This window comes from Tritonibacter mobilis F1926 (assembly GCF_000376545.2).
Lineage (GTDB): Bacteria > Pseudomonadota > Alphaproteobacteria > Rhodobacterales > Rhodobacteraceae > Epibacterium > Epibacterium mobile.
Map to the genome: position 1 here is coordinate 1,492,232 of NZ_CP015230.1, position 22,552 is coordinate 1,514,783.

A 22,552-nucleotide genomic window follows, 5' to 3' on the forward strand; every position below is an offset into this window, starting at 1 on the left:
TTTTTCTTGTTGCAGCTGGCGCCTGAGGCACATGCTGCGTGTCGGGGGTTCGTCAGCGTTCCACATCCGTTTGGATCGGTTTGATGACGTAATTCTTATTTGTTTTGTAGCGCTGCAGCGTGTCGCAGATCCCATATCCCATTCGTGCGATCAGGGTGTGGAACGCATCGTCATTTTCTTGGTCGACCTCTACCAATAGCGCAGGCTGGCATCGGCTAATCGTATCTTGAAGGCCAGAAAGAACTTGTATTTCCATACCTTCCACATCGATCTTAATGAAGACGGGGTGGTCATTTTTCAGAGCCAGATCGCCTGTTGTAATTTCAATATCGCCCTCTCCCGGCAACATTTTCGCGGCCCCGAGATTTCGATCCCGCGACTCCATCCCAAAGCCCACACGCGGCTCTGCGCCCAATCCTTTTCCAAGGTGGCTCATGTCGTATTTCGTCGCGAGCCCGTTAGCGGAGATATTCGCCAGCAGCAGCTTTAGCGCCTTTGGATTGGGTTCAAATGGGATGACACGCGCCGCCGACAGAAAGACCGCCGCATAGAGTCCGTGGTTCCCCACATTAGAACCAATATCTACGAACGTACCGCCAAGAGGGAAAAGAGATTTGATAACAGAGAGTTCTTCCTCTTCGTAGAAGCGCCCTTCTCGATGAGAGCGTTGGATCGGGTCACGCTGCATATCGACAGCGAACACCATGCGCTGACCATAAATCTCGCTGGTATAGAGAGACACTTCTGGGAATCCCACGGATTTCCCAGAGGAAATTCGGTCGATGAATTCACGAAGTTGGAGAGGATCAAAAAGCACGGCTTATTCTCTGACTAAGTTAACCGATCACGACAGCGGTGCCGCTGGCCGAGACCATCAACATCGATTGGCCGACGACTTCATAGTCGAGGTCGACGCCCACAACTGCATTTGCGCCAAGCGCACGCGCGCGGTCTTCCAACTCGCTTAGCGCCGTTTCGCGTGCGTCTTGCAGCTTGCTCTCATAAGCGCCTGATCTTCCGCCAACAATGTCGGTGATCTGGGCAAAAACATCGCGGACAACATTCGCGCCCATGATCGCCTCACCCACAACGATGCCCTTGTATTCGGCGATCTGGTAGCCCTCAACGGAACCGGTGGTCGTGACGATCATGGTGCAGTCTCCTTGTTGTCCTTGCCAGGGGCCGGACATCAGCCAACAGATCCTTCGAGCGAAATCGCAACCAGCTGCTGCGCTTCCATCGCGAATTCCATCGGCAGCGCTTGCAGCACGTCCTTGCAGAAACCGTTCACAACCAGTGCGACCGCCTCTTCTTCGTCCATGCCACGCTGGCGGCAGTAGAACAGCTGATCGTCATCTACCTTGGAGGTTGTCGCCTCGTGTTCGCAGCGCGAGGAATTGTTCTTCACCTCGATGTAAGGCACTGTATGCGCACCACATTTGTCACCGATCAACAAACTGTCGCATTGGGTATAGTTGCGCGAATTTTTCGCCTTCGGATGCATCGACACCAGACCGCGATAGGTGTTCTGGGCCTTGCCGGCGGAGATCCCTTTGGACACGATCCGGCTCTTGGTGTCCTTACCAAGGTGGATCATTTTGGTGCCGGTGTCGGCCTGCTGCATGTTGTTGGCGATGGCGATGGAATAGAACTCGCCCTGGCTCTCGTTGCCGCGCAGGATGCAGGACGGGTATTTCCATGTCACGGCAGAGCCGGTCTCAACCTGCGTCCACATCACCTTTGCGCGGTCACCGCGGCAATCAGCCCGTTTGGTCACAAAGTTGTAAATGCCGCCCTTGCCGTTCTCATCACCGGGGAACCAGTTCTGAACGGTGGAGTATTTCACTTCGGCATCTTCTTCGATGATGATCTCAACCACGGCAGCGTGCAGCTGAGCGGTGTCACGCTGTGGTGCAGTACAGCCTTCCAAGTAGCTGACATAGCTGCCTTTATCGGCAATGATCAGGGTGCGCTCAAACTGACCCGTGTTCTCCGCGTTGATGCGGAAATAGGTGCTGAGCTCCATCGGGCAGCGCACACCCGGCGGGACGTACACAAACGAACCGTCAGAGAAGACAGCGGAGTTGAGCGTCGCATAGAAATTGTCAGACACAGGCACCACGGTGCCGAGGTATTTCTTCACCAACTCAGGATGTTCGCGGATCGCTTCTGAGATAGAGCAGAAAATCACGCCCGCTTTTTTCAGTTCTTCCTGAAAGGTTGTGCCGACGGACACAGAGTCAAACACCGCATCCACAGCAACCTTGCGACCCTCGGAGGGCGCATCCTCTGCTCCCTCAACGCCAGCAAGAATCATCTGCTCTTTCAAAGGGATGCCGAGCTTTTCGTATGTAGCCAACAACTTGGGATCGACTTCATCAAGCGACTTAGGCTTCACTTCCATGCTTTTTGGGCGCGCGTAGTAGTACTGATCCTGAAAATCGATCTCAGGATAGTTCACCATCGCCCAATTCGGCTCTTTCATGCCCTGCCAGCGCTCAAACGCTTGCAGACGCCATTCGGTCATCCACTCTGGCTCTTCGTTTTTCTCGGAAATCAGGCGCACGATATCCGGGTTCACGCCTTTGGGGGCGTATTCCATCTCGATATCGGTGTCCCAACCGTATTTATACGTGCTGACCTCGCGCACCGCATCCACGGTTTCCTGATCAACGCCTTCCTTGGCTTCGAATTGGTCCAGAGCGGCCATCGTCTTCTCCTGAACTCACGCCGAGCGGGCGCGATGTTTCTTCTGTTTGGCGCACCACGCTTCTGCAAAGCGCAGCACATCCGTTTCGGTCGTGTCGGCCCCGAGCGATACGCGGATCGCCCCCTGAGCCGTCGTCTCATCAAATCCCATTGCGGTCAGAACGGCGCTCGCGCGCACCTTGCCGCTGGAGCAGGCACTGCCTGCGCTGATCGCAAAACCTGCCAGATCCATCTGCATAACCTGCGTCTCTCCCTTCCATCCGGGGGTCGCAAAGCAGGAGGTGTTTGGCAGGCGGCGCGCATCCTTACCTACGAAAATAGTGTCCGGGCACTCAGCCGCAACCGTCTTTTCTAGAATATTTCTAATTTCTGCAACCCGGTCCCAGACCCCGTTATCCAGATCCTTCGCGGCTGCTTCAGCTGCGGCACCGAACCCTACGATTCCAATCACATTTTCGGTTCCAGAGCGGCGCCCCATTTCCTGTCCGCCACCTTTGATCTGCGCCGCAAGATCGGTGCCACGCTTCAGCACGACCGCACCGATACCTTTGGGGCCGCCAAGCTTGTGGGCGGAAATCAACGCCATGGTTGCGCCCATCCAATTGAAGGCGACCGGCAGCTTGCCAAAGGCCTGCGTTGCATCTGTGACCGCCAGCCCTTCGGGCAGGTCTTGAATGACACCAGTCTCGGAATTCGCCAGTTGCACACAGGAATTTTGTGGGTCTGTCACACACACGCGCCCAGAAGGGTCAACCGCCAAATCCTCGACAGTCCAGGCCCTTACTGCATCATGCTCAAGCGTTGCGCCGTGAAGGCCGCGCCCCATAAGAGCCAAAGCAGCGCCCTCAGTCGACCCGGATGTAAAAACCACATCGGCACCATCCGCACCAAAGGCAGCAGCAATCTGGGCACGGGCGCGTTCAACCACGGCCTTGGCCGCACGACCTTCGGCGTGAACCGACGACGGATTGCCACAAACGTCCATGGCCGCAATCATCGCGGCGCGCGCCTCGGGGCGCAGCGGTGATGTGGCATTGTGATCTAGATAAACACGAGTCATGGAGTCATATTTTTATTGTTGCGAACTATTGTGGTCTTGGTGCCAGCATTCAGGCTGGCCACGTGTTCCTATTCATCGACCACCGAGAACAGGTTCGGAACGGCCGGGCAAGGCGCCAGTTCATTGGCGATGACGTCAGACAGCCGGGTTTGATGCAGGAACACATAAACATGTGCGCTCAACCCTTCCCACAACCTGTTGGTCAGGGATTGCGCACGACTCCCGCTTGATCCCCCAGACGCACCTGCCCCTTTGTGCATCGCATCAACGGTCTCATCAACGGCCGCAAGAATCTCAACCACACGGATCTCCGACGCAGGTCGGGCCAGACGATAGCCCCCGCCCGGTCCACGCACAGAAGCGACCAGACCGCCACGGCGCAGCTTTACGAAGAGTTGCTCTAGATAAGGCAAGGAAATATCTTGTCTTTTGGAAATGTCGGCCAGGACAACCAGACCTTCTGACGGTTGCAATGCAATGTCAGCCAAGGCCACCATTGCGTACCGTCCCTTTGTCGAAAGCTTCATCTGCTAACCCTTTTGTCGAAAAAGCAGCAAATGATTGACGATAGCCCTGTCAATGCGTATCTCAGCTTGACACGGTGCCGGTCCTTCACCTGCGCCTCTTTAGAATAGTTCTAAGGTGTCGGATAGAATTCGTCAAGTATTTGTCTCCGCCACCTCGCCAAAAAGCAGAGTAGGATCAACCCACCCATGCCTGAGGTCATTTTCCCCGGACCCGAAGGACGCCTGGAAGGCCGTTATCACCCGCAGAAGGAAAAGGATGCGCCGATCGCAATCGTGTTGCACCCGCATCCGCAATTCGGCGGCACCATGAACAACAAGGTGGTCTATAACCTCCACTATGCGTTCTACAACATGGGCTTTACCGTACTGCGGTTTAACTTCCGTGGCGTGGGCCGATCGCAAGGTGAATACGATCAGGGCGTCGGCGAACTCTCGGATGCCGCGTCCGCTTTGGATTACCTGCAGTCGATGAACAACAACTCTAAGCATTGCTGGGTTGCGGGCTTCTCCTTTGGGGCCTGGATCGGCATGCAGCTGTTGATGCGTCGCCCGGAAATCACCGGGTTCATCTCGGTTGCGCCGCCTGCGAACATGTATGACTTCTCGTTCCTGGCGCCCTGCCCGTCTTCGGGGTTGATCATCAACGGCACCGCAGACCGCGTGGCCCCGCCTGCGGATACGGTGAGCCTTGTGAACAAGCTGCACGAGCAAAAAGGCATCACCATCACCCATGATGAGATCGAGGGTGCGGATCACTTCTTCCAAGAGCCGCATATGGACACGATGATCGGAAATGTCTCCGATTACGTCAAACGGCGCCTCACTGAGACCACCCGCTGATGTCGACGCTGGACACACTGGCTGCAAAGCTGGCGGAGGATACCCTCAAGGTCCAGGACGCACTTGGTGAAGACCGCATGTATATGGAGATCGCCCAAGTTCTCGGGGCGGCCTCCCAATCTCTCGAAGAAGCTTTTCTGACAGAGGTTCGAATTCGCCTTGCCGAGCGCAAGGCGCGCGACTTTCTCAACAAACGGCTTGAGGCTGCTAAGGCAGCACTCGAGGCAGAGGCACGAAACCAACCATGACAACCCATCTTGTGCAGCAGTTCGAATTCCTCTCTGAAATCGAAAGGCTGTGCGGGGTGGAGCGGCAGAATCTCCTGCTCGATGGCAGCCGGGTTGAGAACTCGGCCGAACACAGTTGGCATCTGGCACTCTATGCGCTGGCCTTTGCGCCCTATGCCCCGCCTGCTGTGTCCATCCCGCGCGTCATTCAGATGCTTTTGCTGCATGACATCGTTGAGATCGACGTTGGTGATCATCCTATTGACGAACCTACTGACTGGGCTGCTGTAGCTGAGGCCGAGGAGCAGGCCCAGAAGCGGATCTTTGGCCTGTTGCCAAAGGTGCAGGGGGATGAGTTGCAATTGCTCTGGCGAGAGTTTGAGGCCGCAGAAAGTGCCGATGCGCGCTTTGCAAAAGCGCTGGACTACTGCCAGCCTATCTTCCAAACGCTTTGCGCTGTTTCACCTCCTGAGGATCACCTTCGCGTGGTTCGTGAAAACCTGACGACCGGCCGCGCAACCACCCTAAAAGACCGCTTCCCAGAGGCCTATGCAGCGGCGCTTGAACTCATGAACGGTGCCGAGGTCAGCGATCTTGATTTTGCTGCAAGGCTCGCCTTCGTGTCCGAGGCCGACCGGTTAAAGTCTATCCTGCGCGCCTCTCGCATTGCCTCCGGTCAACGCTACGAGAATTCAGCAGAGCACAGCTGGCACATTATGCTTTATGCGTGGATCTTGGCCCCCTACAGCGTGTCTGAAGTAGATGTGACGCGCGTTTTGACCATGCTGCTGCATGATCTGGTGGAGATAGATGCTGGTGATGTCCCGATCCACTCAAAGCTAGACGCAGATGCGCTCGCACGGATCGAGGCGGAGGAGCTGGCAGCAGCACAACGCATCTTTGACCTCCTTCCAGCAGCCCAAACTGAGGAATGCCTGAAGATCTGGCAAGAATTTGAAGCTGCAACCAGCAGCGACGCCGTCTTTGCCAAATCCATCGACCGGGTGCAGCCGGTGCTGTTGAACATCGCAACCGGTGGCGGCAGTTGGATTGAGTATAACGTCACCCTGCCCCAGCTTGAGAGCCGGGTCGGCGCTAAGATCGCGCGTGGCGCGCCACAGGTCTGGGCATATGTGCGCGCGCAACTGTTGCCGTGGTTTACAGCGCGCGGCAGGCTTTAACCCCACATTGGTGTGAACAGAAAGCCTCGGAGGCATTTCCCCTCTTGCGCCAGTCTGCAAGGCAGGATTTGAGGGTAAAGTCACCGCAACTTACCCTGCAGGTGGCCTCATGACGCTAGAGGACACGCCATGCATTATCTCTACTTGATGGCCGCTGTGTTGGCCGAAACCATTGGCACCACCGCCCTTCAGGCCAGCCAACAATTCACCCGGCTGGTGCCGTCGGTGATTGTTGTCATCGCTTACGCTGTGTCTTTCTTTTTGATGAGCCTGACGCTCAAATTCATGCCAGTTGGTATCGTTTACGCAATCTGGTCTGGACTGGGGATTGTTCTCATCGCGGCGATTGGCTTCCTTGTTTTTGGTCAACGCATTGATCTGCCAGCGATTGCGGGAATGGCGATGATTATTGGCGGCATCCTCATAATCCATCTGTTTTCGACCAGTTCGGGGCATTGAGGCCTCCGAACTTGCAAGAGATGTCGCGGCAGTGCGGCGACAGTTGTAGGTTTGTCCCTCTTTTGCACTAGCCATGGGGGCTTTATCGGGGTATGCGCCCGGCAACCCCAATCAAAGGCATACCTTATGGACCTGCGCAATATTGCGATCATCGCGCACGTTGACCACGGCAAAACCACACTGGTTGACGAGCTTCTGAAACAATCCGGCGCCTTCCGCGAAAACCAGGCCGTGGCAGAACGTGCCATGGACTCCAACGATCTGGAACGCGAACGCGGCATTACCATTCTGGCCAAAGCCACCTCTGTGGAATGGAACGGCACCCGTATCAATATCGTCGACACCCCCGGCCACGCCGACTTTGGTGGCGAAGTGGAGCGCATCCTCTCCATGGTTGATGGTGTGGTGCTGCTGGTGGACGCTGCCGAAGGCCCGATGCCGCAGACCAAATTCGTGACCTCCAAAGCGCTGGCGCTGGGTCTGCGCCCCATCGTGGTGCTGAACAAGGTCGACAAGCCCGACGCTGAGCCTGACCGCGCGCTGGATGAATGCTTCGATCTCTTTGCCAACCTTGGTGCAGATGACGATCAGCTTGATTTCCCGTCCATGTATGCCTCCGGTCGCTCCGGTTGGGCCGATATGGAACTGGATGGCCCGCGCAAGGATCTCTCGGCGCTGTTTGACCTCATCGTGAAGCACGTCCCCGCGCCCAAGCAGATCGCGCAGAAGGATGAGCCCTTCCGCATGCTGGCCACCACGCTCGGCTCCGACCCCTTCATGGGCCGCATCCTGACCGGACGTGTTGAGAGCGGTACGCTCAAAGTAGGTGATAGTCTCAAGGCCCTGAGCCGTGAGGGTGACCTGATCGAGAATTTCCGCGCCACAAAGATCCTTGCGTTCCGCGGCCTTTCACAGCAGCCGATTGACGCGGCTGAGGCTGGTGACATCGTAACGATTGCAGGTATGACCAAAGCAACCGTTGCAGACTCGCTCGTGGACACCTCGGTCACCGAGGCCCTGCCCGCGCAGCCGATCGATCCGCCGACCATCACCGTGACCTTTGGCATCAACGACAGCCCGCTGGCGGGTCGTGATGGCAAGAAAGTCCAGTCGCGCGTGATCCGGGATCGCCTGATGAAAGAGGCGGAGCTGAACGTGGCAATCGAGGTCACCGATACTCCCGGCGGCGAGGCGTTTGAGGTCGCGGGCCGTGGTGAATTGCAGATGGGCGTTCTCATCGAGAACATGCGCCGCGAAGGGTTCGAGCTGTCGATTTCCCGCCCGCAGGTGCTGTTCTCCGAGGAAAACGGCCAGCGTATGGAGCCCGTCGAAGAAGCCACCATCGACGTGGATGACGAATATTCCGGCGTGGTGATCGAAAAGCTCACCGGCAACCGCAAGGGTGAGCTGGTCGAGATGAAGCCCGCAGGTGCCGGCAAGACCCGTATCATCGCGCATGTGCCGTCGCGTGGCCTGATCGGCTATCACGGCGAGTTCCTGACTGACACCCGCGGCACGGGCGTTCTGAACCGCGTGTTCCATGGCTGGACCCCGCACAAGGGCTCCATTCCGGGCCGTCGCGCTGGTGTTCTGATCTCCATGGAGAACGGTCAATCCGTGGCCTATGCGCTGTGGAACCTCGAAGAGCGTGGCAAGATGTTCATCGGTGCACAGGCCGACGTTTACACCGGCATGATCATTGGCGAGCACAGCCGTGAGAACGACCTGGAAGTGAACCCGCTGAAGGGCAAAAAGCTGACCAACGTGCGGGCCTCCGGCACCGACGATGCGGTCCGGCTTACCACGCCGGTTACACTCTCGCTGGAAGAGGCGATTGCCTACATCAACGACGACGAGCTGGTGGAAGTCACCCCAACCTCCGTACGCCTGCGCAAGCGCTACCTTGATCCGCACGAGCGTAAGCGGATGGCAAAGGCCAACGGCTGATAGCCACCTAGAACATGCAAAGAGGCCCGGTCGTTTTTGACCGGGCCTTTTCATTTCTGCATCTTAAATCAGAGAACAGGAACAAAATCCTCTATTTCCGCGTCTTCCGCTGTGTATCGACAGAAGGACCCGGCGGGCACGGATTGCCAGCACTCTCCCTTATGCAAGGGTTCAGACACCACCAGACGCCCGCGGCCGTCGGCTGTCTTGCTGCTGTAAACGGTCGGTGCCAGATGATCGGAGGCATAACGCACTACATAAAGCGCGCCGCCGCAGCTAAAGGCGGCACCAATCCGCATATGCGGTGTGTGGCCGAACTCCCGACTCAGACTCTCAAGTTTCCCTACCGCCCGCTGCATCGCGCCTTTGGGATCATCATAGAGTCCCTCCGCGATGGCGATCAGAAACAAAGCCTCACTATCCGTGGCCCCCTTACGCGCGCCATATAGTTCGTCCGGGATCATCATGTCGACCCGGCGGCGGAAATTTTCAAATCCGCCAACCTGACCGTTGTGCATAAACGACCAGCACCCATGCGTGAAAGGATGGCAATTGTTGCGGCTGGTTGCGGTGCCGGTCGAGGCGCGTACATGCGCCAAAAACAGACCGGAGCGCACCTGATGAGTGATCGACCGCAGGTTGGGATCAGACCACGCCGGATGCGTGTCTCGGTAGAGACCCGGCTCCTCGCGGCTATCATACCACGCAATTCCAAACCCATCGGCATTGGTTTGTGTTTTACATTCAAAGGCATGGATCGATTGTGCGACCAGCGATTGCTCTGGTTTGCACACAACTTCGTCCAGATAGACTGGAGCGCCGATATACGCGGCCCAACGGCACATGATGTTCTCCTCGACTCGTCGCGATATCCTGTCACCGAGACGTCAAGGCACTGTTAATCATGAAAAAGGGCCACGCGAAACGCGCAGCCCAATCTTCTGTTTTGCACAGGGTTTCCCTGCTCAGGCGTCGGTTTCAACAACCATCAGTTCCCGCTCAGAGGCATCGCGCGCATGGCTCAGCGCCTCCTGATATTCGGGGCTGTTGTAGCATTCGACGGCGGCCTCAACGCTGGGGAATTTTGCGACCACATTGCGCGGACGTTCCTTGCCTTCCAGCTGAACAAAACGCCCACCGCGGGCGATGAACGCGCCGCCGTGCTTGGCGATTGCCGGGCCCGCCAGTTCGGCATATTTGCCGTAGGCGTCAGCATCGGTGACGGTCACATGAGCGATCCAGAGTGCGGGCATGAGGTGTTATCCTTCCAGAAAAGTTTCGGCGGCCTTGATGGCCTCTGCGGCACCAGAGAAATCCTTGCCGCCGCCCTGCGCCATGTCGGGACGGCCACCGCCGCCCTTGCCGCCAACCGCAGGAACGGCCGCTTTCAACACATCAACAGCCGAGATGTCACCGATCAGATCGTCGGTCACACCAGCGGCGACCGCAACCTTGCCGTCATCTTCGGCGATCAGCAGGATCACACCAGACCCGAGCTTCTGCTTATGTGCATCGATCAAGCCACGCAGATCCTTGCCGGACACCCCCTGAAGCGCCTGACCGAGGAAAGTCTTGCCGCCGATCTCCTTGGTTTCCGCGCCACCGTCGGAGCCACCGCCCATGGCGATCTGCTGTTTGAGATTCGAAATCTCATTTTGCAGCGCCTTGCGCTCATCCATCAGCGCCTTCAGACGGTCCATGACATCGGCAGGCTGCGCCTTGAGTGCTCCGGCAACCTCCGCCATTCGGGCCGCTTCGCGCTCCAAGTGGTCAAAGGCTGCCGCGCCCGTCAGTGCCTCGATCCGGCGCACCCCAGCAGAGGACGCGCTATCCCCGAGGATCACAAAGGTCCCGATGTCCCCGGTCTGTTTTACATGCGTACCACCGCAAAGCTCGATGGAATAAGTATCACCATCGGCACCCTTGCCGGTGTCGGCGCGCCCCATGGAGACCACGCGCACTTCTTCGCCGTATTTCTCACCAAAGAGCGCCTGCGCGCCCAAGGCACGGGCATCATCCGGGGTCATGATCCGAGTACTTACCGGAGAGTTTTGACGAATAAAATCATTCACTTCGGAGGCGATCTGCGTCAGGTCTTCCTGGCTGACGGCCTTGTTGTGGCTGAAATCGAACCGAAGACGCTCCGCCGCATTGAGCGAGCCCTTCTGCGCCACGTGATCACCAAGCGCGTTGCGCAATGCTTCGTGCAGCAGGTGTGTCGCAGAGTGGTTGGCACGGATCTGGCTGCGGCGGGTATGATCGACTTCCATCGCCGCACCGCTGCCCACGGAAATCTCGCCTTCGGTCACCTCGGCGATATGCAGGAACAAACCCTCGACCTTCTTGGTATCGGTGATCCGCGCTGCTCCGCCTTCAACGGTCAACACGCCAGTGTCACCCACCTGGCCACCGCTCTCACCATAAAACGGGGTCTGGTTCAGAATGATCTGGACGCTGTCGCCTTTTGTCGCTTTGTCGACCTTGGCGCCATCCTTAACCAATGCAACGATCTGCCCCTCGGCTTTCTCGGTCTCATAGCCGAGGAATTCGGTCGTGCCCTCGGCATCTACGATGTCGAAGTAGACTTTGACATCCGCAGCGTCCCCCAGACCAATGCCACCGGCACGGGACTGCTCTTTTTGAGCCTTCATCGCAGCATCAAAACCATCGGTGTCGACCTCAACCCCTTTGGCGCGCAGGGCGTCTTGGGTCAGGTCGAGCGGGAAGCCGAAAGTATCGTAGAGTTTGAACGCGGTCTCGCCGGGCAGCACGTCGCCTTGGTTCAGATCCACAGACGCCTCGTCCAGCAGTTTCAAACCACGGTCCAAGGTCTTGAGAAAGCGAGTTTCTTCCTGCTCAAACGTCTCTTCAATGAGCGCCTGCCCCTGCCCAAGCTCCGGATAGGCCGCGCCCATCTGGCTGACCAGCGCCGGCACCAGTTTGTGCATCACCGGGTCGGTCGCACCCAACAGGGAGGCATGACGCATGGCGCGGCGCATAATGCGGCGCAGCACATAGCCCCGGCCCTCATTGGAGGGCAGCACGCCTTCGGCAATCAGGAAGGAACAGGACCGCAAGTGGTCGGCGATTACGCGATGGTGCACGTTCTGATCGCCGAAGGGGTCACTGTTGGTGACCGTCGCCGAGGCCTCGATCAGGTATTTGAACAGGTCGGTTTCATAGTTGTCATGAGTGCCCTGCAACAGCGCCGCGATACGCTCCAGCCCCATGCCGGTGTCGATCGATTGCATGTCGAGATCAACCATGGACCCGTCTGCAAACCGCTCGTTCTGCATGAACACGAGGTTCCAGATTTCGATGAACCGGTCGCCGTCCTCTTCCGGAGAGCCCGGAGGGCCACCCCAGATATGATCGCCGTGGTCATAAAAGATCTCGGTGCAGGGACCGCAAGGCCCGGTGTCGCCCATCTGCCAGAAGTTGTCAGAAGTCGCGATCCGGATGATCCGATCCTCTGGAACGCCGACTTTCTTCCAGATTTCAAAGGCTTCGTCATCGGTGTGATAGACGGTTGTATAGAGCTTGTCCTTGGGGATATCAAACTCGCCGGTGATCAGCTCCCACGCAAAAGGGATCGCCTCGTTCTTGAAATAATCGCCAAAGGAGAAGTTTCCGAGCATCTCGAAAAACGTGTGATGGCGCGCAGTGTAGCCCACATTGTCGAGGTCATTGTGTTTACCGCCCGCCCGCACGCATTTTTGCGCAGAGGTGGCGCGCACATAATCACGACGGTCCACGCCGGTGAAGCAGTTCTTGAACTGCACCATGCCGGAGTTGGTAAACATCAGCGTTGGATCATTGCGTGGCACCAACGGGCTTGAGTCTACGACCTCATGGCCCTGCTTGGCAAAATAGTTCAGAAAGGTCGACCGGATGTCGTTCAAGCTGGGCATGTCAACGCGGCTCTCTAGATGTGATTGGAACAGTCCAAAGCGGTTTATCGCGCCCATGCAGGGCTGTCCACCGCCCAAAGCGCATGTGGCAGTTTCCCAAAGAAAACAGTGGGATTGAGCGCTATTTTTTGATCATAAGATCGCCGTTGGAAAACGACCCGGCACGTTCGACTGAACAGAGTATCCCTCGCAGGCGCAGTGCGCGGTTTTCTGTCAGGTTCACCCAATCCTTGGCCGCGGCGCCATAGCGGGCTTTCCACTTGACGCAGCCATCGTTGAAGACGTCAGACACCCGCAACGCGGCGCTGCCCACCTGTAAGAGCTGTCCGGCGGGCAGGTTTTCCTCGGAGAGATCCATATCCACGATGAATGTATCGCCGGGGTGTGGCACCTCCTCGCGATTGCGCCAGACCAGATCAAGCACTCGCTTTGACAAGATGCAGACCTGAATGCCGGGATGCGCGGTGCCATCCTCCAGCCTCAGCCACGGGCGGCTAGACCAACGCTCGCCGGGGATGCCTCCCTCGGGCGTCACCGAGATTTCCTCGACAAAGCGGCGCTGATTATAGGCCGGACGCAGACACAACATGGAAATGGCCGCCCGATCTTTCGGGGCGGCCATCACATGCGGCAGGGCCGCATTCAGTTCCTCTTGGGTGACGTGCATCGTCAGCCTTCGAACAGGACGTCATCATCCTGCGCCTCGGGCGGCATGTCAAAATCAAGCCCATGTGCGGCGCGGATCTTATCTTCGATCTCCAGCGCAATGCGAGAGTTTTCGCGCAGATAGGTCTTGGCGTTCTCACGCCCCTGCCCGATCCGCTCATCCCCGTAAGAGAACCACGCGCCGGATTTATTGACCACGCCCGCAGCAACACCAAGGTCCAGAAGTTCACCCATCTTGGAGATGCCCTCACCATACATGATGTCGAACTCGACCTGCTTGAACGGCGGTGCGACCTTGTTCTTTACCACCTTGACGCGGGTGGCGTTGCCGACAACCTCATCCCGGTCCTTGATCGAGCCGATGCGGCGAATGTCCAGACGCACGGAGGAATAGAACTTCAGCGCGTTGCCGCCGGTGGTGGTTTCGGGCGAGCCGAACATCACGCCGATTTTCATGCGGATCTGGTTGATGAAGATCACCATGCATTTCGAGCGGCTGATGGAACCGGTGAGTTTCCGCATCGCCTGGCTCATCAGGCGGGCCTGCACACCGACATTGCTATCGCCCATGTCGCCTTCAAGCTCTGACTTCGGGGTCAGCGCGGCCACGGAGTCGACGATCACCATATTCACAGCACCGGAGCGCACCAGTGTATCGGTGATCTCAAGCGCCTGTTCACCGGTGTCGGGCTGCGAAATCAGCAGCTCGTCCAGATCAACGCCCAGTTTTTTAGCGTATTGCGGATCAAGCGCGTGTTCCGCATCCACAAAGGCGCAGACACCGCCCTTTTTCTGCTGTTCTGCAATGCAGTGCAGCGTCAGCGTGGTCTTACCGGAGCTTTCCGGTCCATAAATCTCGACAATGCGGCCCATCGGCAGGCCGCCGATGCCAAGCGCGATGTCCAGACCAAGCGAGCCGGTGGAGCTTGCCTCGATCTCTTGCAAGGCTGTGCCATCGCCGAGTTTCATGATCGAGCCCTTGCCGAACTGTCGTTCGATTTGGGCAAGCGCGCTGTCCAAGGCCTTTTTCTTGTCGCCGCTCTTCTTGTCGTCCTTCATGGTCAATAGATCCGCCATAGTACCCGTATCCTTCTCTATGTGTCACACCCGGAGGCAGACGACAATGACTGCTTTGTTCTCTTATTGTTCCTTATGGGGTCAAAACAAGAACATTGCAAGGGAATTTCATGTCACTCTACCGGACTGGCAACATGGTTAAGGATTGGTTTACAAAACCCTGACACATTGAACTATTTGCCGGAGCTTTAACGTCATGATGGTATTTTACCGCGCACGACTGGTGCTGTTATCGGTGCCCAAGACCGGTACCACGGCGCTGCAGTCCGCGCTCAGGCCACATGCGGATCTGGTGATTTCAGATCCACCAGAGCTCAAACACTCGCCGCTCTACCGCTATAATCGCTGGGTTCGGCCGATGTATGAGAAGGTGTGCGGTGCGGAGCTGGAGGTGGTTGCCATCATGCGCGAGCCGATCAGCTGGCTTGGCAGTTGGTATCGTTTTCGCCAGAGGCCGCATCTGGATGGGCGGCCAACCTCGACCAAAAACATGAGCTTTGATAAGTTTGTCACCGACTATTGCCGCGGCAACCGCCCGCCGCATGCCAATGTCGGCAGTCAGGCGAAGTTTCTGGAGGCACAACCCAACGGATGCTGTGTGACGCATCTCTTTGCCTATGAGAACCTCGCGCCCTTTCATGCCTTCATTCAGGATCGCACCGGCCTTAGCTACAACACGCGGCAGGAAAACATCAGTCCCGATGGTGATCTGAGCCTGAGTGCAGGCACCGAGGAAAAGCTAAAGCGCAAACACCCCGAGGAGTTTGCGCTTTATGGGTCGATCTCGCGCTGAGACGGCCTACTGCAGCTGTGACTGCACCGTTTCGGTCAACTGGCTGAGCGAGAAAGGTTTGGCGAGAAACACCGAATTTGGCACATCGGGTTCCGCATCGCCAAAGGCCCCTTCGGAATAGCCCGAAACAAACACCACCTTGGTGCCGGGGCGTTCCTCAAGCGCTTTGCGCACCCATGTGGGGCCGTCCATGCCCGGCATGATGACATCGGTGACAAAGACATCGACACTGAGGTTCGGGTCTTCGAGCGTGTCAAGCGCCTCCTCGGCGGATTCGGCCTCAAGCACCGTGTAGCCACGCATCCTGAGCGCCCGTGATGCAAAGGCGCGCACCGGGGCCTCATCCTCAACCAGCAACACGACCCCTTCGCCATGCTGCGCAGTTGGGGCTTTGGTCTTGGTTGGCGCTACGGTTTCATCGACGCTTGCCGAAGCATCCCTACGGTAGACCGGGAAGTAGAGAGTGAATTTGGTGCCTTGGTTCAGAACGGAATCAACAAAGATAAAGCCGCCAGTTTGCTTGATGATACCATAGGCGGTGGACAGGCCGAGGCCCGTGCCTTCGCCCGTGCGCTTGGTGGTATAGAAGGGTTCAAACACCTTTTGCAGCTTGTCCGGCGAGATACCGGTGCCTTCGTCGCTGACCTGAATAGTCACCCATTCCCCCGGCGGCACAACGGCGCGATCACGCTCCAAGGCGGTGTCGAGTGCGACCACCTCAGTCTCGACGCGGATTTCACCACCATGAGGCATCGCGTCACGCGCATTCACCACGAGGTTCATCAGCACCTGTTCCAACTGGCGCTTATCCGCACGGATGGAACGCATGACAGGATCATGGCTGAGTGTCAGCGACACCTTTTCCCCAACCAGCCGATTGAGCAGATGCGTCAGATCAGAAAGTGTTTCGCGCACATCCAACACCTCGGGCTGCAAGGTCTGCTTGCGCGAGAAGGCCAAAAGCTGGCTCACGAGGGCGGCGGCGCGGTTGGCGTTCTCATGGATCTGGATCAGATCGCCATAGTCCTGATCCCCTTGGTCGTGGCGAAGCAACAGCAGGTCGCAGTGACCTGAAATCGCGGTAAGAAGGTTGTTGAAATCATGCGCAACACCACCGGCAAGTTGACCGATCGCCTGCATTTTCTGGCTTTGAACGAATTGCGCCTCCAGGGTCTTAAGCTCTGTTGCGTCATTGAGCACCGCCATCAGCAGCGTTTCACCATCCTCGATAATGCGCGTGAGCGTGACCTGAACAAAGACCTCTTTGTCGTCACGAGACACGCGCAAGAATTCGGACTTATGCGGCGCAAACCCCTTGGCGGTCTCCTGCAGCCAGTCATTCATGGGGCGGCCCAGCCCCTCCATCAACTGGCCGAGTTGTACGCCCTCAGCCTCTTCAATGCCCAAAAGGCGCATGGCCATCCGGTTCACTGACAAAACCTCGCCGCCTGGACGCACCTTCAGAAGCGGAACCGGCAGGCTTTCGAACCCGATATGAGGTCCACTGTCCTCGACCACCGCTTTCATGAAATAAATCTCGCTGCGGCCTTGCCCGCGGGCATGTTCGCTGACCAGAACTTCAACAGGACCGCTCTTGGTCATGATGGTATTGATGCGCCCCGGAATGACCGGCAGCGATGTAAACAGGCGTTCAGTGGACTTCACCCGCTCCCCAATCAGGCTGCGCGCTGACTCGTTCATGAACAGAACCGCGCCAGTACGTCCCACGGAAATCATCGGAACGGGGCTTGCATCAGCGGTGCGCCCAGTCGGCCGCTCCCCCATGTCTTCGACGCGCCACAGAAAGCTGCCGTTGGCCATTTCATGCACCGCGAGGCGCACATTCCCACGGCGCGTGACGATATCTTCGCGCGCTGAGCCTTCGAGCTTAGCGCGGCTTTGCAGACGAAACAGGACGGCAGAAGGATTGGCCAGAACCGATCGCAATGTTCCTGAGATGGTGTCGCTTTCCGTGCCTTCAAACCGCTTGAGCGCCGCTGTGTTACAGGCGTGGATGACACCGTCATCGTCGGTGACAAAACTGGCAGAGGCATCTTTGTCGATAAAGCCGGTCAGCAATTCACTCGCCATGGCGCGCGCACCCTGACGTACCCGGGTCTGGATCAAGATCATCGCAGACACGCCACCTAGCGTCAGACCGACCGCGACCAATGCCCGGCCGATCCAATCCGGTACCGGCAAAATCCAAGGCAACACGATCAGCAGCGCCGACAAGAAAAAGGTCGCCACCAGTCGCGCCTGTTCCGGCGTCTGAATTTTCAGGCTGGGGACGATAGAGGACGAGCGACCAATCATTGCGGCTCCGTTAACAATCTTCATGCCGCACTATCACGGCATGCATGGTTAAAGCGAGGTTAACCACAGCACCGGATCGAGAAACTTTCCAATAGTTTAATGCTATCGGGCCCGTTGGAACACCGACACATAGAACCCGTCCGTTCCAGTATGAACGTGCCATGCGCTCTCGCTCAAGTGCTCCCAGCCCGTGTGGCGCGCCAAGAAATCCTGCGTTTGTTTGTGATTTTCGACATCCAGCATCGAACAGGTCGCAAAGGCCAGAACACCCCCATCCGCCACCAGCTGCGCTGCATCATCGAGGATCTTGGATTGTAGCGCGACAATCTCGTCCAGCGCATCTGGTGTCAGTCGCCATTTGCCTTCGGGATCTCGGCGCCATGATCCACTTCCGCTGCAAGGCGCATCGCACAGCACCAGATCAAAAGGTGCACTCTTCGACAGATCCGCCGTATCGAGGCGGGTGATGTCGGCCCCCGCACGCGCCGCGCGTTCCGGGATGTCACGCATGCGCCGTGGATCGGCGTCGTGAGCGTAAACTGTCCCATCGCGTAATGCCGCAATCGCCAACGCCTTGCCCCCGCCGCCAGAACAATAGTCCAGCACACGGGGGGTGTTTTGCAATGGCAACGCATCCACCACTGCTTGACTGGCCGCATCTTGCAATTCCACAAAGCCCGAGAGGTAGCTTTCGGCGTTTTTCACCCGCCGTGCGCCCTCCGTCACGACCAACGCTGTCGGTGACGCTTCATGAGGCTCCGTAGAGATACCGTCCTGCTGCAACCTGCTGATTGCAGCATCACGATCCCCCTTCAGGAGGTTCACCCTAAGATGAGCCGATGCGCGCGCTCTCAGCGCTTGGGCCACTTCTTCTGCTTGCGCGCCAAGGCTGCGCGCAAACACCGGCCAGAGCCACTCCGGGATATCGTTTTTCTCTGCGTCGCTTTCAAATGTGCCAATATGCGCTTGCTCAGACTCGCTCAATGGGGCGGGCGCATGTCCCTGCCCTGTAAACAGGTCTGCCGGATCGATGCCCTGATCGCGGCAGGCACCAATCATCACACCCCGCCCCGTCTCGGTGCCACCCAAGGCAGCATAAGACCGGCGGCACCGCAGCGCCTGATAAACATGATCCCGTACGGCGGCGCGATCCTTTGATCCGGCAAACCGGCTGCGACGACCCCAATTGGTCAGGGTCTTCTCCGCCGCCTGACCCGCGAGGATTTCGTCGAGAATTTCAATAGCCGCTTGTACGCGTGCGCCCGGTGTCATGACAGCATCCAATCCAGAAGACGCCATGCGATACGCAGGCGACGTTTCAGTTAGATGCCTCTCTATCGTCCGCGCCCCGCGCGCCACAAGCGCTTTTGGCGCTTGACGACGAGACAGATTGGTCAGGTGGCGCGACGTCGGCGGCGTCCGGCACCACGCCCGCCCTCGGCACCGGCGGTGTTAAAACTCACCGAAGGCAAGGTCACGACGCTTTCCAAGATCGGGAAAGGGTCGGCAGAGTTGGGGATCGCGGAGGCGTTTACAAAATGCTCCTGAAAGCGGGGCTCGACAGCTGTCTCGATCTTTTCGATCTTGCGCACAGTGTCCTCGATCTCGCGCCGGGCATTGGTGTTCAGCAGCGCGATCCGCGCCCCGGTCCCTGCCGCATTGCCTGCGCTGGTGACTTTGTCCAGCTGACAATCAGGGATCATCCCCAAAACCATCGCGTGTTTGGCAGAGATATGCGCCCCAAAAGCCCCCGCCAGCACGACGCGGTCCACTGTGTCGACGCCGATCTTATCCATCAGCAGACGTGCACCGGAATAAAGCGCAGCCTTGGCCATCTGGATCGCGCGGATATCAGGGTTTGTAACCGTGATGCGCGGCCCTCCTTCGGCGCTGCCATCCCACAAAAGATAGGCATTGGTGCGCCCCTCGGGAACGCAACGCGCGCTGCCAGTTTGCTCAGCAGAGCCAATGAGGCCAGACGCATCCAACAGGCCCGCCAGTCGCATCTCGGCAATCACCTCAATGATACCAGATCCGCAGATGCCGGTAATTCCCGTGGTTGCGATGCTTTGCTCAAACCCGTCCTCATCCGACCATATCTCTGAGCCAATCACACGAAAACGCGGCTCTTTGGTGATGGGGTTGATCTCGACGCGCTCAATAGCACCCGGGGCGGCGCGTTGCCCAGACGAGATCTGCGCACCCTCAAATGCAGGACCGGTGGGAGAGGAGCAAGCAAGGACTTTATCCTTATTTCCCAACAGGATCTCGGCATTCGTTCCCACATCCACTACAAGCACGAGGTCTTCGGATTTATCCGGTGCTTCGGATAGCGCAACTGCGGCAGCGTCCGCGCCGACGTGGCCAGCGATACAAGGCAGCAGATAGATGCGCGCTGTGGGGTGAAGGTTCAAATCAAGATCGCACGCCTCAAGCGCAAGCGCATCTGACGTGGCCAGCGCAAAGGGGGCCTGGCCCAGCTCAAACGGATCAATCCCCAAGAACAGGTGATGCATCACCGGATTGCAGACGAACACGGCGTCCATAATCAGTGCTTGATCAATCTGAGCTTCTTCGGAAATTTGCACAAACAGAGCGTTCATGCCGTCGCGCACGGCGCGGGTCATCTCCTGATCACCGCCCTTGTTCATCATCGCATAAGAAACCCGGCTCATCAGGTCTTCGCCAAAGCGGATCTGCGGGTTCATAATGCCAGACGACGCCAGAACCTCACCGCTTTTGAGATCACACAGATGTGCCGCAATCGTGGTGGAGCCGAGATCCACCGCCAGCCCATAGATACTGCCCTCATAGTAGCCAGGCCAGATATGCATGATACGCGGTGATTGACCATCAACCCCCAGATGCACGGCAACGGTGACCCTCCACGCGCCTTTACGCAGTGCGGGTTGCATTTGTCTTAGAATATGAAGATCGGCTTTTACGCCTTTGACATCCCACTGCTTTTCCAAAGCTTCGCAAAGTCGCTCCAGATCACCGGAGGGTTTGTGCATGTCAGGCTCTTCCACCTCGACATAGAAAAGCCGGATCGAGGCGTTCATGACAATATCACGCGCCTCGGCCCGCTTTCGCACCACCTGTTTATGCACCTGGCTTTCCGGTGGGACGTCGATCACAACGTCTTTTTCGATCTTGGCCTGACAGCCCAGTCGACGCCCATCGATTAATCCACGCTTATCCTTGTAGCGCTGCTCAACCTTGTTCCATTCGGACAGGGCATCATCGGCAACCGTCACACCATGTTTGGAGAATTCACCATAAGACGGCGTGATCTGGCATTTGGAACAGATGCCACGGCCACCACAGACGGAATCGAGATCGACCCCGAGTTGACGTGCGGCCGTAAGCACTGGTGTGCCAACAGGAAATCGTCCACGTTTGCCGGATGGTGTGAACACGACGAGGGGATCGTTCGACATGTCTCTAGCCCTTGAGTACTGCGCAGTTGATGCGGAGCATATGGCAGTTTTCAAACCAAGAAAGTCGAACACCGCCGTTTTCTGTTCCATCGGCGGCATTTGATATCAATTCCTGAACAAGATCAGGAGCTTTCCAGCCAATCGAGGATCTCTTGGCGATGCTCATCAAGCTTTGGCGCAGGAGGTCGGGTGCTAGGATCAGCTAACGCGCTCATCTTGATCGGATTTCCCGCAGCCACATATGCGGGGTTCCCCGCCTGATCGAGCACATCAACCACCATATTGCGCGCACGTATCTGCGGATCTTTCAAAACCTCGGCCACATTCTGGATCGGCCCGGTCGGAATGCCCGCTTCTGTAAGCAGGTCGATCCAGTTCTGCTTGCCCTTTTCTAATGTAACAGCCTCAATCAACCGCTTGAGAAGGCGCGCATTTTCACACCTTGCGGGATTGGTTGCAAAACGCTCATCTTCGGCAATCGGAAGTCTCAGCGCCTCGCACAGGCGCGCGAACAAAACGTCATTTCCCGCCGCAATCACAAAAAGCCCATCTGACGCATGAAAGGTCTCAAACGGTGTGATTGAGGGATGCCGGGCACCGGATGGCCGTGGTGCCTCGCCACTGATTGTGGTCAGTGCAATCGCATGCTCCAGCATGGCGAGTTGGCAATCCAGCATAGCGATGTCTACTTTCTGGCCCACTCCAGTCTGCTGTCTGTGGAGTAAAGCTGCCAAAATGCCCTGCGCCAAGAACATCCCGGCTGCAATATCGCCAATGGAGGCCCCGACGCGAACCGGCTCTCGGTCGCGTTCGCCGGTGATCGACATCACACCACCACGGGCCTGAACCACCATATCATAGGCCGGGCGCTGACTGTCAGGCCCGCTGTGCCCAAAGCCAGAAACCGCACCGTAGATGAGTTTCGGATACTTGGTGTGCAGATCCTCCCAGCCATATCCCAAACGCTCCATAACACCCGGGCGATAGTTTTCTAGGATCACATCCGATCTCGATAATAATTCCTCAAAAACAATACGATCATCAACATTCTTGAGGTCGAGCGCGATGCTTTCCTTGCCGTGATTGATGGTCGCGAAATAGGCGCTCTCACTGCCTTTGAATGGCGGGAAAGCGCGGGTGTCGTCCCCCAAACCGGGACGTTCCACTTTGATCACGCGCGCGCCAAGGTCAGCGAGCGTCATCGAGGCATAAGGCCCCGCGAGTACATGTGTCAGATCCAGAATGATCAATCCATCGAGAGGGGCGTTCATAGTCATCTCCGCGCGCAAAATTCACAGGTTTGCAATATCCAGCTGTTGCGACAAATCCTTGATCTGCATCAGCCTCCGAGCAAATTGGTGCCGCGTTGCGGCGAAAAATGTCCAGCCCCCCTTCCCCC

At 57.6% G+C, this 22,552-nt stretch carries 20 protein-coding genes; 6 read left to right on the top strand and 14 right to left on the bottom strand.

The features are described from left to right. Positions 1–52: 52 nt before the first annotated feature. From K529_RS07150 to iscR, 5 genes are all read right to left on the bottom strand, one after another. Positions 53–817, bottom strand: coding sequence for an FkbM family methyltransferase (locus K529_RS07150; RefSeq protein ID WP_005615551.1), 765 nt, complete (start codon positions 815–817; stop codon positions 53–55). 19 nt (positions 818–836) lie between these two features. Further along, positions 837–1,151 carry a heavy metal-binding domain-containing protein gene (locus K529_RS07155; protein WP_005615548.1) on the bottom strand — a complete coding sequence of 105 codons (315 nt, stop codon included), beginning with the start codon at positions 1,149–1,151 and terminating at the stop codon, positions 837–839. Between the two features lie 38 nt (positions 1,152–1,189). Next, positions 1,190–2,710 (bottom strand): Fe-S cluster assembly protein SufB, encoded by a 1,521-nt coding sequence (gene sufB / locus K529_RS07160; RefSeq protein ID WP_005615545.1) that lies wholly within the window; start codon positions 2,708–2,710, stop codon positions 1,190–1,192. Positions 2,711–2,725: 15 nt separating this feature from the next. Continuing rightward, entirely contained in the window at positions 2,726–3,769 is a 1,044-nt protein-coding gene (locus K529_RS07165; protein WP_005615541.1) for a cysteine desulfurase family protein, read from the bottom strand. 68 nt (positions 3,770–3,837) lie between these two features. Continuing rightward, a complete protein-coding gene (iscR, locus tag K529_RS07170; RefSeq protein WP_005615538.1) occupies positions 3,838–4,296 on the bottom strand; it encodes a Fe-S cluster assembly transcriptional regulator IscR in 459 nt (152 codons plus the stop codon). 186 nt (positions 4,297–4,482) lie between these two features. On the opposite strand from iscR, the gene K529_RS07175 reads away from it, so the two are divergent. From K529_RS07175 to typA, 5 genes are all read left to right on the top strand, one after another. Next, positions 4,483–5,136 carry an alpha/beta hydrolase gene (locus tag K529_RS07175; protein ID WP_005615535.1) on the top strand — a complete coding sequence of 218 codons (654 nt, stop codon included), beginning with the start codon at positions 4,483–4,485 and terminating at the stop codon, positions 5,134–5,136. Further along, entirely contained in the window at positions 5,136–5,384 is a 249-nt protein-coding gene (locus K529_RS07180; RefSeq protein ID WP_005615533.1) for a hypothetical protein, read from the top strand. The genes K529_RS07175 and K529_RS07180 overlap by 1 nt, the downstream gene beginning before the upstream one ends. Beyond that, positions 5,381–6,544 carry an HD domain-containing protein gene (locus K529_RS07185; RefSeq protein WP_005615531.1) on the top strand — a complete coding sequence of 388 codons (1,164 nt, stop codon included), beginning with the start codon at positions 5,381–5,383 and terminating at the stop codon, positions 6,542–6,544. The genes K529_RS07180 and K529_RS07185 overlap by 4 nt, the downstream gene beginning before the upstream one ends. Before the next feature lie 129 nt (positions 6,545–6,673). Then, positions 6,674–7,003, top strand: a complete 330-nt coding sequence (locus tag K529_RS07190; protein ID WP_005615529.1) for a DMT family transporter — start codon at positions 6,674–6,676, stop codon at positions 7,001–7,003. Between the two features lie 126 nt (positions 7,004–7,129). Continuing rightward, positions 7,130–8,950: a translational GTPase TypA gene (gene typA, locus K529_RS07195; protein ID WP_005615528.1), complete on the top strand. Its 1,821-nt coding sequence runs from the start codon at positions 7,130–7,132 to the stop codon at positions 8,948–8,950. Between the two features lie 68 nt (positions 8,951–9,018). Here typA and K529_RS07200 read toward each other — a convergent pair whose 3' ends face one another. The 5 genes from K529_RS07200 to recA form a co-directional block, all read right to left on the bottom strand. Next, on the bottom strand, positions 9,019–9,795 hold the full coding sequence (locus K529_RS07200) for a class II glutamine amidotransferase (RefSeq protein WP_005615526.1): 777 nt from the start codon (positions 9,793–9,795) through the stop codon (positions 9,019–9,021). 120 nt (positions 9,796–9,915) lie between these two features. Then, complete coding sequence (locus tag K529_RS07205) at positions 9,916–10,203, bottom strand: DUF1330 domain-containing protein (RefSeq protein ID WP_005615524.1); 288 nt, start codon at positions 10,201–10,203, stop codon at positions 9,916–9,918. 6 nt (positions 10,204–10,209) lie between these two features. Then, complete coding sequence (gene alaS, locus K529_RS07210) at positions 10,210–12,861, bottom strand: alanine--tRNA ligase (RefSeq protein ID WP_005615522.1); 2,652 nt, start codon at positions 12,859–12,861, stop codon at positions 10,210–10,212. Positions 12,862–12,982: 121 nt separating this feature from the next. After that, entirely contained in the window at positions 12,983–13,528 is a 546-nt protein-coding gene (locus tag K529_RS07215; protein WP_005615521.1) for a hypothetical protein, read from the bottom strand. 2 nt (positions 13,529–13,530) lie between these two features. Further along, positions 13,531–14,604: a recombinase RecA gene (gene recA, locus K529_RS07220; RefSeq protein WP_005615520.1), complete on the bottom strand. Its 1,074-nt coding sequence runs from the start codon at positions 14,602–14,604 to the stop codon at positions 13,531–13,533. A gap of 196 nt (positions 14,605–14,800) precedes the next feature. Between recA and K529_RS07225 the strand changes: the two genes are divergently transcribed. Further along, positions 14,801–15,397, top strand: a complete 597-nt coding sequence (locus K529_RS07225; protein WP_005615519.1) for a hypothetical protein — start codon at positions 14,801–14,803, stop codon at positions 15,395–15,397. Positions 15,398–15,403: 6 nt separating this feature from the next. Here K529_RS07225 and K529_RS07230 read toward each other — a convergent pair whose 3' ends face one another. The 4 genes from K529_RS07230 to K529_RS07245 all read right to left on the bottom strand — a co-directional run bounded on the left by K529_RS07230 (position 15,404) and on the right by K529_RS07245 (position 22,424). Then, the gene (locus tag K529_RS07230) at positions 15,404–17,713 is read right to left on the bottom strand and encodes an ATP-binding response regulator (RefSeq protein ID WP_005615518.1); all 2,310 of its coding nucleotides are present in this window, start codon (positions 17,711–17,713) and stop codon (positions 15,404–15,406) included. Between the two features lie 102 nt (positions 17,714–17,815). After that, on the bottom strand, positions 17,816–18,985 hold the full coding sequence (locus tag K529_RS07235) for an RsmB/NOP family class I SAM-dependent RNA methyltransferase (protein WP_040641826.1): 1,170 nt from the start codon (positions 18,983–18,985) through the stop codon (positions 17,816–17,818). 122 nt (positions 18,986–19,107) lie between these two features. Next, entirely contained in the window at positions 19,108–21,153 is a 2,046-nt protein-coding gene (locus K529_RS07240) for an ASKHA domain-containing protein (protein WP_005615515.1), read from the bottom strand. 122 nt (positions 21,154–21,275) lie between these two features. Next, positions 21,276–22,424 carry a CaiB/BaiF CoA transferase family protein gene (locus tag K529_RS07245; RefSeq protein WP_005615513.1) on the bottom strand — a complete coding sequence of 383 codons (1,149 nt, stop codon included), beginning with the start codon at positions 22,422–22,424 and terminating at the stop codon, positions 21,276–21,278. Between the last annotated feature and the right edge of the window lie 128 nt (positions 22,425–22,552).

What these genes read in the sequence shown, in the direction of transcription:
- K529_RS07155 (WP_005615548.1), bottom strand. Translation starts at nt 1,151, where the DNA reads ATGATCGTCACGACCACCGGTTCCGTTGAGGGCTACCAGATCGCCGAA.
- sufB (WP_005615545.1), bottom strand. Translation starts at nt 2,710, where the DNA reads ATGGCCGCTCTGGACCAATTCGAAGCCAAGGAAGGCGTTGATCAGGAA.
- K529_RS07165 (WP_005615541.1), bottom strand. Translation starts at nt 3,769, where the DNA reads ATGACTCGTGTTTATCTAGATCACAATGCCACATCACCGCTGCGCCCC.
- iscR (WP_005615538.1), bottom strand. Translation starts at nt 4,296, where the DNA reads ATGAAGCTTTCGACAAAGGGACGGTACGCAATGGTGGCCTTGGCTGAC.
- K529_RS07175 (WP_005615535.1), top strand. Translation starts at nt 4,483, where the DNA reads ATGCCTGAGGTCATTTTCCCCGGACCCGAAGGACGCCTGGAAGGCCGT.
- K529_RS07180 (WP_005615533.1), top strand. Translation starts at nt 5,136, where the DNA reads ATGTCGACGCTGGACACACTGGCTGCAAAGCTGGCGGAGGATACCCTC.
- K529_RS07185 (WP_005615531.1), top strand. Translation starts at nt 5,381, where the DNA reads ATGACAACCCATCTTGTGCAGCAGTTCGAATTCCTCTCTGAAATCGAA.
- K529_RS07190 (WP_005615529.1), top strand. Translation starts at nt 6,674, where the DNA reads ATGCATTATCTCTACTTGATGGCCGCTGTGTTGGCCGAAACCATTGGC.
- typA (WP_005615528.1), top strand. Translation starts at nt 7,130, where the DNA reads ATGGACCTGCGCAATATTGCGATCATCGCGCACGTTGACCACGGCAAA.
- K529_RS07200 (WP_005615526.1), bottom strand. Translation starts at nt 9,795, where the DNA reads ATGTGCCGTTGGGCCGCGTATATCGGCGCTCCAGTCTATCTGGACGAA.
- K529_RS07205 (WP_005615524.1), bottom strand. Translation starts at nt 10,203, where the DNA reads ATGCCCGCACTCTGGATCGCTCATGTGACCGTCACCGATGCTGACGCC.
- alaS (WP_005615522.1), bottom strand. Translation starts at nt 12,861, where the DNA reads ATGCCCAGCTTGAACGACATCCGGTCGACCTTTCTGAACTATTTTGCC.
- K529_RS07215 (WP_005615521.1), bottom strand. Translation starts at nt 13,528, where the DNA reads ATGCACGTCACCCAAGAGGAACTGAATGCGGCCCTGCCGCATGTGATG.
- recA (WP_005615520.1), bottom strand. Translation starts at nt 14,604, where the DNA reads ATGGCGGATCTATTGACCATGAAGGACGACAAGAAGAGCGGCGACAAG.
- K529_RS07225 (WP_005615519.1), top strand. Translation starts at nt 14,801, where the DNA reads ATGATGGTATTTTACCGCGCACGACTGGTGCTGTTATCGGTGCCCAAG.
- K529_RS07230 (WP_005615518.1), bottom strand. Translation starts at nt 17,713, where the DNA reads ATGATTGGTCGCTCGTCCTCTATCGTCCCCAGCCTGAAAATTCAGACG.
- K529_RS07235 (WP_040641826.1), bottom strand. Translation starts at nt 18,985, where the DNA reads ATGACACCGGGCGCACGCGTACAAGCGGCTATTGAAATTCTCGACGAA.
- K529_RS07240 (WP_005615515.1), bottom strand. Translation starts at nt 21,153, where the DNA reads ATGTCGAACGATCCCCTCGTCGTGTTCACACCATCCGGCAAACGTGGA.
- K529_RS07245 (WP_005615513.1), bottom strand. Translation starts at nt 22,424, where the DNA reads ATGAACGCCCCTCTCGATGGATTGATCATTCTGGATCTGACACATGTA.